Below are 9082 nucleotides of genomic sequence, written 5' to 3'. Positions count from 1 at the left end.
GCATGATATGCCGCCTGAACTGTCGAGTTCCGATGGGGGGCGCCGAGACGCCCCCCAAACCCCCCTGGTTTAGTTCCGATGGGGGGCGCCGAGACGCCCCCCAAACCCCCCTGGGGGGGAGCGCCGAACGCGTTATGCTTGAGGCGTGACCGAGCCAAGCGGGCGTCGCCGGGGCCGCAGCGCCCTCCTCAAAAAGATTCTGCGCACCGAAGCGCTGCTCGTCCGGCGGGTCCCCGTGGGCGAGGCGGATCTCATCGTCACGCTTTTCACCGAGGCGCGGGGCATCCTTTCGGCCGTCGCGCGCTCGGCGCGTCGATCGAACAAGCGTCTCGTCGCGCTGGAGCCGATGCACCTGCTCCGCGTGACGCTCGAAGAGCGCGAACAAAAAGATCTGGCCGTGCTCGGCGAGGCCTCCATCGCGCATCCGCGCATGCACGTCGTCGCCGCGCTCGATCGTCTGGAAGCCGCAGGCAGAGCGCTGCGCTGGGTCCGCTCGGTCGCGCCGCCCGGCACACGCGAGCCGGGGCTCTTCGCCACGGTCAACGAGCTGCTTGACGCGCTCGATACGCCCGCGGCCACGCGCTCGCCCGAGGCTGAGCTCGCGACGTCAGGGTTGCGCCTGCTCTCGGATATGGGCTTCGGGCTGGTGCTCGATCGATGCGTGCGCTGCAGCCGCGTGTGCCCGGCAGAGGCGCCCGCATGCCTGGATGCGCTCGCCGGCGGGCTCGTCTGTCGCGCTTGCGGCGGAGCGCGACTCGTGCTGCGGGCGGACCTCCGAGCGCGCGTCGAGGCCGCCTGCGCGGGCGACGACGAGGCACTCCGCGCGGAGGACACGCGGATCGTGGTGGACCTCGTGGAGGCCGTGATCCAAGCGCACGCCGGTCCGGCGAAGTAGGCGTGCTCGAGGGCGCCGCTCGATGTTCTAGGCGCGTGCTTCCTTCAACTCCATCGGCAGATACCGCCGTACCGCCCGCGGCACCCCGTACGTCTGCTCGATCTCCAGGTACGGCCGACCCGGCGCATTGCGCGGAAACGCGAAGCTCGCCGTATTCGCATATCGTTCCGTGAGTGCCTCGCGGTGCGTGTGACCAAACACCACGAGCCGCGCGCCCGTCGCGTCCGCGATCCGCGTGGCGCCGTCGGCGAGCTGCTCGGCCACCGAGCCGGCATAACGGTTGTGCCCGCGCGCCCAGCTCAGCGTCATCGCCAGCGCCCCGATGGAAAACGCTGCCCCGCCTGCCCGCTTTTGGCCGAGCGCCGCCGCCGAGAGCCCTGCGCTCATCGCCAGCGTGGACAGCACCCGATCGAAGTAGAGACGCGAAAACGTCCGGCTCAAGCTCGACATCGTCGGCCGCGCGCCGAGCGGCAACATCGTGCCCACGAGCTCGGGCGGAATGCCGAGCTCTGCGATGAAACGAGCGGCCTCCTCCGCGCCGAGCGGCGCTTCGCCCTCCGCGCGCCGTTGATACGTCCGCCCGCTGCGCAGCATGGCGTGGATTGCGGCGTGGAAATAACGATAGATCACGTAGGGCGCGCGCGGGCCGTAGAACGAGAACGCGGAGAGGAAGAGCCGGAGCGGCGTCTCGTCGTTCATGTTGAGGTAGCGATAGGCGCCCGTCGGCGCGATGAATTGCTCGACGAAATGGACGCCGAGGCTCGCTTCGCCCACGACGAGCGGATGAGCCGGGGCGTTGTCGGGGTCGTAGAGGTGGCCGTGCTCGATGTGGAGGTCGCCCTCGCGAAAGAACCAAGGGGTCGTGCGCAGCCGCGTCCGCGCCTCGGCCGGCGGATCGAGCGCCGTCACGAGGGCACCCCGAAAATCGGCCAGCGCGAGGGCTGCGTCGTGGTTGCCGCTCACGAGCCAAAGCTCGCCTCCTCGCGCGAGGTGGCGGCCGAACGCGGCTTTGGCAGCCGGATGCGCCTCGAACACCGCCTCGACGGCGCGCGGCAGCGGCAAGCGGGGCAAATCGGCCGAGAGATCGAAGAGGTCGCCTGCGCACACGATTCGCGCGCCCGGGTATGCGTCGACCAGGCGGGCGAGATCCTCGGACACGGCCCGTGGCACCGAGCGGGTCAGGTGAACGTCACCGAGCACGACCGTGGAGGGCGATTGCACCATGGTCGCTTCTTATGACGCGTCCAGCCGGGGCGAGCAAAGTGATGTTTCCGTCGTCGGGCGCGTGGCGCGCAAGGGATGGGGGCTCTCGCCCGGCAAGCCGAGCTACCGCCCCCATATCCCCATCGACAACCCCGAGGGCACGCACCAGGGAGCCATTCATGGAGAGCTCGATCCGTCGCCGAGAGGCCAATGAGCAGCCCCTCATGGGGCAGATTCGCCACGCCCTGGAGATGCGGGATGTGGAGGCGCTCGCGGACCTTTATGCCGAGGACGCGATCCTCGAGGAGGTCTCGAGCCTGAACCCGCCCGCGCACCCCATCGTGGTGCAGGGCCGCGAGGCCATCTTGAAGCAGCTCCGCGACGAGTTCCTGCGGGACCCGGTCGGCGGGTGGCATCGCGAGGTGAAGAGCACGGACATCATCGACGAGATGGAGACGGACGAGGCCGTCGCCTTCACCGAGGTGCGCACCTATGCGGCCGGCGACAAGGTGATCACGCAGCATTTGGCGCACAAACGGAACGGACGTATCCAGCACGATCGGCTGGTCGTGGCGCGCGACTCCGATTGACGGGGCCCGGCCGGGAGCGCTCGTCCGAGCGCGCGCTCCATTTCGGCGAACGCGTCGTCGTCTCCGTCCATTCGGCGCGCGTGTCGAGGGATGTGGGGAAGGCCCACCTCTCTCGACACGCGCGCGGCTCCTCGGCGGCCTTGCGCTCGGCCTCTGCGTCGTCCGGCGAGACGAGCCGCCCGGCCGTGCTCGGCGCGTGATAGCGTCGAGGACGGAGGTCGAGGGAGATGAGACGTCGCTCGCTTGGATGGGCTTGGCTCGTGATGTTCGCGGCGATCACCGCGTATGCGTGCGGGGGAGGCGGAGAGAATTCGTCGGGCGCGGGCGGCGGCGACACGGGCGCTGCGGGGCCCGGGGGCGCGGGCGGCGGCGCGCCCGACGCGGGCGAAGACGGGCTCTTCGTCGATCATGGCCCAGTCGTCTCGCTCACTGTGGACCCGAAAACGGCGCTGATCGTCGTGCAGAATGGTGTCGCCACGCCCGTCGACTTCCAGGCCATTGCCACGTTCCAGGACCAGACGACCGCCGTCGTCTCGGCGGATTGGACCTTCGATCGGCCGGACGTGGCGCTCGTGGGCCTCGGCACGGGCAAGCTCTCGCCGACGGGCACGGTGGGCGGCAAGGGCAAGGTGACGGCGAGTTCGAATGGGCTCACGGCGTCGGCGGACGTCACGGTCGAGCTCGCATTCGTGGAGAACCCGGGCGGACTCACGGCCGAGGAGCAAGCGGCGTTCGACGCGCCGGATCCGGGCCCCTCGGGCGCCATCGTGTATCCCTACGACAAGACCGTGTTCGCGCGGGGCATCCTCGCGCCCGAGATCATGTGGAATGGCGGCGCGCCGGGCGACGCGTGGCTCGTCCACCTGAAGCAATCGTACGTCGACGCGAAGTTTTACGTGAAGGCCGATCCGCCGTCCGCCTTCCTCATGGCGGAGGATTTCTGGGGCAAGCTCGCGGCCTCGAATGCGGGCGAGCCCGTTTCCATCTCCGTCTCGCGCCTCTCGGGCGGCAAGGCGTACGCGCCGGCGAGCCAGACGTGGTCGATCGCCCAGGGCAGCCTGCGTGGCTCGATTTATTACTGGGCCGTCAACACGGGCCAGCTCATGAAGATCTCGCCCGGGTCGGCGAACCCGTCGGTCGTCTTTGATTCGGGCTCGTACGATCAGCTCGGCGCGCCGCCGCCGCCCGATTACGATCAGTACCAGCCTCCCTGGTCGCAGGGCGTGAACAACAAGCGTTGCGTCGCCTGCCACGTGGTCAGCAAGGACGGCAGCCGCCTCGCCGCCGTCTTCGAGCGCAAGGGTCAGGCGCCGAGCCCCTGGGGCACGATCGACCTCACGCTGCCGGATCCGCAGGTCATCCAGGTCTCGTCGTACAACTCGCAGACGCTCTTCGTCGCGCTCACGCCGGACGGCAAGGTCGCCGTGCAAAACGACGTCGACTTCAGGATGCGCATGAAGGACGCCACCACGGGCGCGCCCATCACGAGCGCGCTCGACGGGATCGGCGACAACACCGCGGATCCGGCCTTCTCCCCCGACGGCAAGCTCCTTGCCTTCTCCAGCAACGTCACGGGCAGCTACCCCGTCGAGTTCTGGCGCGGCGACCTCGACGTCTTCGATTTCGACGCGGGAACCAATGCACTCGCGAACCGCCGCCAGATCGTCGCTGCCGGCAACCTCGCGATCGCGTTCCCGAGCTTCTCGCCCGACTCGCAATGGCTCCTCTACCAGAAGGGCGACTACAGCCGCGCGAAGTACGGCGCGAACCAGGTCGGCCTGAACGACCTCTACATGGCGGACGTGGCCAAGGCCGTCGGCGAACTCCCGCTCGACGCGGCGAACGGCGTCGGCTACCTCGACGAAAAGAACCGCCGCATCAATTACCAGCCGACGGTGAACCCCATCGCGGTCGGCGGCTACATGTGGGTGGTCTTCGTCAGCCCGCGCGATTACGGCAACCGCATGGTCTCGGCGACGAACCCGACCTACGAGAATCGCAAGCAGCTCTGGGTCGCCGCGATCGACGTGAACCCGACGCCCGGCAAGGACCCGAGCCACCCGGCGTTCCTGCTCCGCGGCCAGGATCTCTCGACGATCAACATGAGCGGCTATTGGTCGCTCGAAGCCTGCAAAGGCGAGGGCAACTCCTGCGCGCAGGGCTTCGAGTGCTGCACGGGCTTCTGCCAGCCCGACGGCAACGGCACCTACGCCTGTGTCCCGCCGCCCGCGGGCAAGTGCTCCGAGATCGGTGAGAAGTGCACGACCGGCGCCGATTGCTGCGGCGCGCCCCAGGACCAGTGCATCGGCGGGTTCTGCGCGCAATCGCAGCCGAAGTGACGTCGCAGACGGGGGGCCCTCCCGCCCCCCGCGCCTCGCTTCCCGATCAGCTTCGACTCGCGGACCGGATCAACCCTCGGACGAACTGGATCCCGCCGAAGATGATGGCGCCCCACGCCATCACGTAACGCCCGCCCCCGTTCGATGCGCTCGCATACGTGGCGGCCGTCACGACGATGCCGCCCACACACCAGAGCCCCCCTACAACCATGTCACGCTTGCCATCCATCGCTGCTCGTCTCCTGCGCCGTGCGCCCGGAACGCATCATCGCCGCAGCGCGGCAGAACAGGCAAGTGTGGATTTGGGTTAGGGCTTGCAACCGAGCCGGAGGCTCCGGTTCACCTCGTCAGCGCGGATCGCGTTGTTGCCGCTGCGGGTGGCGATCTCGATGGCGCGCGCCTGGATCGCGCACTTCTCGGCCTTGTAGCGGTCGATCATCACGTGAAGGACCTCGGTCGCTTCGAGCGGCCGCCCTTCGTCTTCGAGGATCTGCGCGAGCCGGTTCAGCTCCTGCTTGATGACGTCCTCGTTGCTCTCGGCGAGGCGCACGAAGAAGGCGGCGGCGTCTTTCGCGCTGAGCGGCTTGCGGGTGGCCGCGAGCTTGGGCGCGTCGCGGTAGATCTCGTCGACCGTGCCGGCGGGCCCGTGGATACGGGCGGCGCTGGCGGCGCCTTCGAGCGCCTTCCACGACTCGTCGAGGCGGCTCAGCTTGTGGAGCGAGATCGCGAGCCGGTAGCCCGCGACGCTCGTGCGCTCGCTCGGCGTGTACTCGACGATACGCGCGTAGAGCTTGTAGGCGTTCTCGTGGTCCTCGGCGTTGAAGAAGAACTCGGCGAAGTTCCAGTACGCCTCGGGGACGAGCGGGCTCTTCGGGTGCTTCTCGATGAGCTCGAAGTAGATGGGCCGCGCCGCGGCGCCCTGGCCGTACGCGACGTAGAGCCCGCCGAGCCGGAAGAGGACCTTGTCCATGTCCTTGTAGTCCGGGTGATCGGCGATGAGCTTCTTGTGCGCCTTGATCGCCTCGGCGGCGTACATGTCGGCCTTCTGGATGAGCTTCTGCGCGTCGGGCTTCAGGCGCTTGACGGCGGCGGCGTTGCGCGGGGGGAGCACGGGGCCGGCCTTCGCGGGGGCCTCGCTCTCGCCTTCGGGCGCCTTCGGCTCGGCCGGCGGGGGCAGGGAGGCGACGTTCGGATCGGCGGCGAGGGCGCGATCGCGATGGTTTTTCGAGAGCTCCGCGAGCAGCTCGCCGAGCCGATCGAGCGCCTTGGGGCGACCCGAGTCGGATTTGTCGATCGCGGAGAGGAGCTGGTTCAACTGCGTGATCTCACCGAGCAGCGCGGCGTCCGGCCCTTGTTCGGCCTGGGGCTGAGGTTTGCCCGAGGTGCCCTCGGAGGAAGGATCTTTCGGGTCGGGCGTCTCTCCGCCGCCGCATCCGGCGAGGGCGAGGGAGAGGCTGAGGCCAAAGGGGAAGAGGAGCGAGGCGGCCGTGCGCATTGCGAGCATGCTAGGCGATCTTTACCGCCCTGCATCGGCGACAAGCAAGATCGTGTCGCTGTCTTCGGATCGAAACGCGCCGCTCACGCCTCCTGCTTCGAGGCGAGGAGCCGCGCGAGGCGCTCTGGCTCGACGCGCACGGTGAGGATCTTCTCCCGATCGAACGTGACGGCGCCGGGCGCGCTTTTCCTGGGCTTTCGGACATGCCGGCGCTCGACGTAGCTCACCTCGCAGGCGCTCTCGCCGCGGGCGTCGCTGAAATGGGCGGCGAGGGTGGCGGCGTCGACGAGCAGCTCGGCGGGACAATTCTGCCCCTTGTCGAGGGGCACGATGACATGCGCGCCGTGGATGTTCTTGGCGTGGAGCCAGAGGTCGTGCGGACGCGCGTGCCGCGTGAGGAGCTCGTCGTTGTCCTTGCCGCCGCGTCCGACGAGGATGGTTCGTCCGAGCGCATCCTGAAACGCGTGGTACGGCCTGCGCTCCTTGTCCTGCTTTCGTGTGGCCTTGCCGCGGGACACGGCCTCGATTTCGGAGGCGGAGACGCCGGCGCGCTTGGCCTGCTCGGCGATCGCGTCGAGGGCGGCGGGATCGGCCGGGGCCGCGGCGATCGCGTCGACGAGCGGGAAGACGGCCTCCCACGCGCGCTCGGTCTCGGCGAGCCGCTTCTCCATGACGGCGGCGCCGCGCTGAAGGCGCCGGGCCTTCTGAAAAAACGTCTCGGCCTGGATCTTTGCAGGTTTGTCCGGCGCGAGGGCGACCTCGATCGTGCCGCCTTCTTCCCAGTCGTCGAGCGTGGCCTTGGTCGCACCCTTGGGGACCTTGTTTCCCTGGGCGACGAGGAGCCGCCCGATCTTCTGGAGCCGCGGCGCATCCTGAAGGCGCGCGAGATCCTGGCGCACGGCGTCGGCGCGCCGTTCGAGGGCCTTGAGCTTGGCCTTGGCCGCACGAAGGAGGCCCGCGCGAAGGAGGTCGAGCGCGCGTGCATCGGAGGCCTCGACCATGGCGAGGCCGTGGCGTTCGAGGGTGTCGGGGGCGTCGAGCCAGCGGGATGGATCGACGCCATCACGCGGGGGAGCGCCTTCGGGATCGAGCGGCCAGACGACGACGGCGCCGGAAGGCGAGGAGACACAAGCCTGGCCGCGTCGTCCGACGCGAAGGGAGAGGCGAGCGCCGGGGAGCGCGTCGTCGGGGGGATCGAAGGTGAGGTGAAGGGCGCCGTCCTGGAGGTCGATCGAACGAACCCGGTGATCAACGAGGTGCGCGCGCATGGCCGCGACGAGGGGGTGGGCGGAGGTGGCGCGGGCGCGCGGGAGGCGCGGGAGGAAGCCGAGTCCGGCGACATGCGGGCCGAGGCCAGCGCCGAGGGAGAGTCTGCGGCCGATGTAGAAGGCGAGGGAGAGGAGGCCGGTTTCCGGGCAGAGGTGGGCAGCTTCGAGGCGGGCGTCGAGAAGGGGGGCGAGGGGAGGGGGAGGCGGGGCCGAGGTGGGGGTGGTCATGACCGGGGGAGAAGGTGTATACAGGCAGGTCGGTGCGAGCGGGAGCGGAGGCGCGAGCGGAGCGAGGTGGACGAGAGGGAGCGGAGGTACGGTAGATTGGGCCTCATGGCGGAATGGTAGACGCCGAGGATTTAAAATCCTCTGCCCGAAAGGGCGTCCCGGTTCGAGTCCGGGTGGGGCTACTAAGCGGAAAGCGCTGAGCTTTGGGCTGGGCGAGCAGAGCGGGGGTCGCGGAGCGTGTCGCCTTTCCGTCGCCTTTTCGGGGCGCAGATGACAGCCGAGATGCCAGCGCCGTGCGAGCGAGCTTGGGGATGGCTTGGTCGAGTGGCGTGAGGTCGCCGAGATTGAGCTCGGCGGCTGTGCGTGCAGCGCGGCGGGTGGCTTCGCTGACGCGAGGGTCTTCGCGGTGGAGGAAGCCGGAAAGGACGCGGTAGGCGAGGGGAATGGCGGGGGAGGCGAGGAGCGTGGCGTCTTCGTCGGGATAGAGCCATCCCTTGGCTTTGCCGGGCGGAATCTTCGGGAGGAATCCGGGTGGGAGAGGGTTTTGCGGGATGAGCCGGAGGGGGAAGACGGCCATTTTGCAGATGCGGTGCAGGAGCTGCGCGACGTGGCGGCGCGTGGCGGGGGCGCGTTTGGCGGGGAGGGCGCGCATGACGGCTTCGGCGTGGTCGAGGGTGCAGCGGTCGATGGGGACTTCGCCGACGAGGGGATAGACGTAGAGCTCGAGGCGGCCGGCGTCGTGTTCGGCGGTGCGTTTTTGTTTGATATGGTCGGGGTATTGGCGGGCGAGGTCGCCGTGGGTCCAGCGTTGGCCGATTTCGCGGATCGTGGGGTTGAGGTCGATGCGCGCGGGTTGGGCGGCGCCGGTGATTAGATCGACGGTGTGCTGGGTGGAGTCGAGGTCGGGGCCTTCGGCGCGGGCCGCGCGGCGGATGAGCGTAAGTCCTCGCCGCCCCCCGTCCTGACGTCCCGTGGCCCCCGTGCCCAGGCTCCCAACCGGAAGGAGCCTCAACATGCATACGGAACAACAAGCGGCGGCCATTCGTGCGGAGGTCTCGCGCATC

Annotated in this window: 8 protein-coding genes and 1 tRNA gene; 5 read left to right on the top strand and 4 right to left on the bottom strand. The window is 69.1% G+C overall.

Translation table 11 applies throughout. The annotated features are described in order from the left end of the window. The first annotated feature begins 145 nt into the window (after window positions 1-145). Entirely contained in the window at window positions 146-895 is a 750-nt protein-coding gene (recO, locus tag QHF89_RS49380; RefSeq protein ID WP_136970312.1) for a DNA repair protein RecO, read from the top strand. A gap of 27 nt (window positions 896-922) precedes the next feature. Here the strand turns inward: recO and QHF89_RS49375 are convergent, their stop codons facing one another. Further along, a complete protein-coding gene (locus QHF89_RS49375; protein ID WP_136970313.1) occupies window positions 923-2119 on the bottom strand; it encodes a metallophosphoesterase in 1197 nt (398 codons plus the stop codon). Here QHF89_RS49375 and QHF89_RS49370 point away from each other — a divergent pair. The 3 genes from QHF89_RS49370 (at window position 2118) to QHF89_RS49360 (ending at window position 5027) form a co-directional block, all read left to right on the top strand. Next, entirely contained in the window at window positions 2118-2312 is a 195-nt protein-coding gene (locus tag QHF89_RS49370; RefSeq protein ID WP_136970314.1) for a hypothetical protein, read from the top strand. The genes QHF89_RS49375 and QHF89_RS49370 overlap by 2 nt on opposite strands. Window positions 2313-2322: 10 nt before the next feature. Continuing rightward, window positions 2323-2688 carry a nuclear transport factor 2 family protein gene (locus QHF89_RS49365; protein WP_136927593.1) on the top strand — a complete coding sequence of 122 codons (366 nt, stop codon included), beginning with the start codon at window positions 2323-2325 and terminating at the stop codon, window positions 2686-2688. 227 nt (window positions 2689-2915) lie between these two features. Continuing rightward, entirely contained in the window at window positions 2916-5027 is a 2112-nt protein-coding gene (locus tag QHF89_RS49360) for a WD40 repeat domain-containing protein (protein WP_136970315.1), read from the top strand. Between the two features lie 46 nt (window positions 5028-5073). On the opposite strand, the gene QHF89_RS49355 is transcribed toward QHF89_RS49360, so the two are convergent. The 3 genes from QHF89_RS49355 to QHF89_RS49345 form a co-directional block, all read right to left on the bottom strand. Further along, window positions 5074-5256 carry a hypothetical protein gene (locus tag QHF89_RS49355; RefSeq protein WP_136970316.1) on the bottom strand — a complete coding sequence of 61 codons (183 nt, stop codon included), beginning with the start codon at window positions 5254-5256 and terminating at the stop codon, window positions 5074-5076. 78 nt (window positions 5257-5334) lie between these two features. Beyond that, window positions 5335-6531 carry a hypothetical protein gene (locus tag QHF89_RS49350; RefSeq protein WP_284721998.1) on the bottom strand — a complete coding sequence of 399 codons (1197 nt, stop codon included), beginning with the start codon at window positions 6529-6531 and terminating at the stop codon, window positions 5335-5337. 74 nt (window positions 6532-6605) lie between these two features. Further along, window positions 6606-8018 carry an NFACT RNA binding domain-containing protein gene (locus tag QHF89_RS49345; RefSeq protein ID WP_136970318.1) on the bottom strand — a complete coding sequence of 471 codons (1413 nt, stop codon included), beginning with the start codon at window positions 8016-8018 and terminating at the stop codon, window positions 6606-6608. 99 nt (window positions 8019-8117) lie between these two features. Between QHF89_RS49345 and QHF89_RS49340 the strand changes: the two genes are divergently transcribed. Continuing rightward, window positions 8118-8200, top strand: a tRNA-Leu gene (locus QHF89_RS49340). The last annotated feature ends 882 nt before the right edge of the window (window positions 8201-9082 follow it).

This window comes from Polyangium sorediatum, from assembly GCF_029946465.1.
GTDB lineage: Bacteria > Myxococcota_A > Polyangia > Polyangiales > Polyangiaceae > Polyangium > Polyangium fumosum.
This window is presented reverse-complemented; position numbering and strand designations above follow the sequence as displayed.

Excerpts from the sequence above, each read along its gene's own strand:
- QHF89_RS49370 (WP_136970314.1), top strand. The coding sequence starts at position 2,118 with ATGGTCGCTTCTTATGACGCGTCCAGCCGGGGCGAGCAAAGTGATGTT.
- QHF89_RS49375 (WP_136970313.1), bottom strand. The coding sequence starts at position 2,119 with ATGGTGCAATCGCCCTCCACGGTCGTGCTCGGTGACGTTCACCTGACC.
- QHF89_RS49365 (WP_136927593.1), top strand. The coding sequence starts at position 2,323 with ATGGGGCAGATTCGCCACGCCCTGGAGATGCGGGATGTGGAGGCGCTC.
- QHF89_RS49360 (WP_136970315.1), top strand. The coding sequence starts at position 2,916 with ATGAGACGTCGCTCGCTTGGATGGGCTTGGCTCGTGATGTTCGCGGCG.
- QHF89_RS49355 (WP_136970316.1), bottom strand. The coding sequence starts at position 5,256 with ATGGATGGCAAGCGTGACATGGTTGTAGGGGGGCTCTGGTGTGTGGGC.
- QHF89_RS49350 (WP_284721998.1), bottom strand. The coding sequence starts at position 6,531 with ATGCTCGCAATGCGCACGGCCGCCTCGCTCCTCTTCCCCTTTGGCCTC.
- QHF89_RS49345 (WP_136970318.1), bottom strand. The coding sequence starts at position 8,018 with ATGACCACCCCCACCTCGGCCCCGCCTCCCCCTCCCCTCGCCCCCCTT.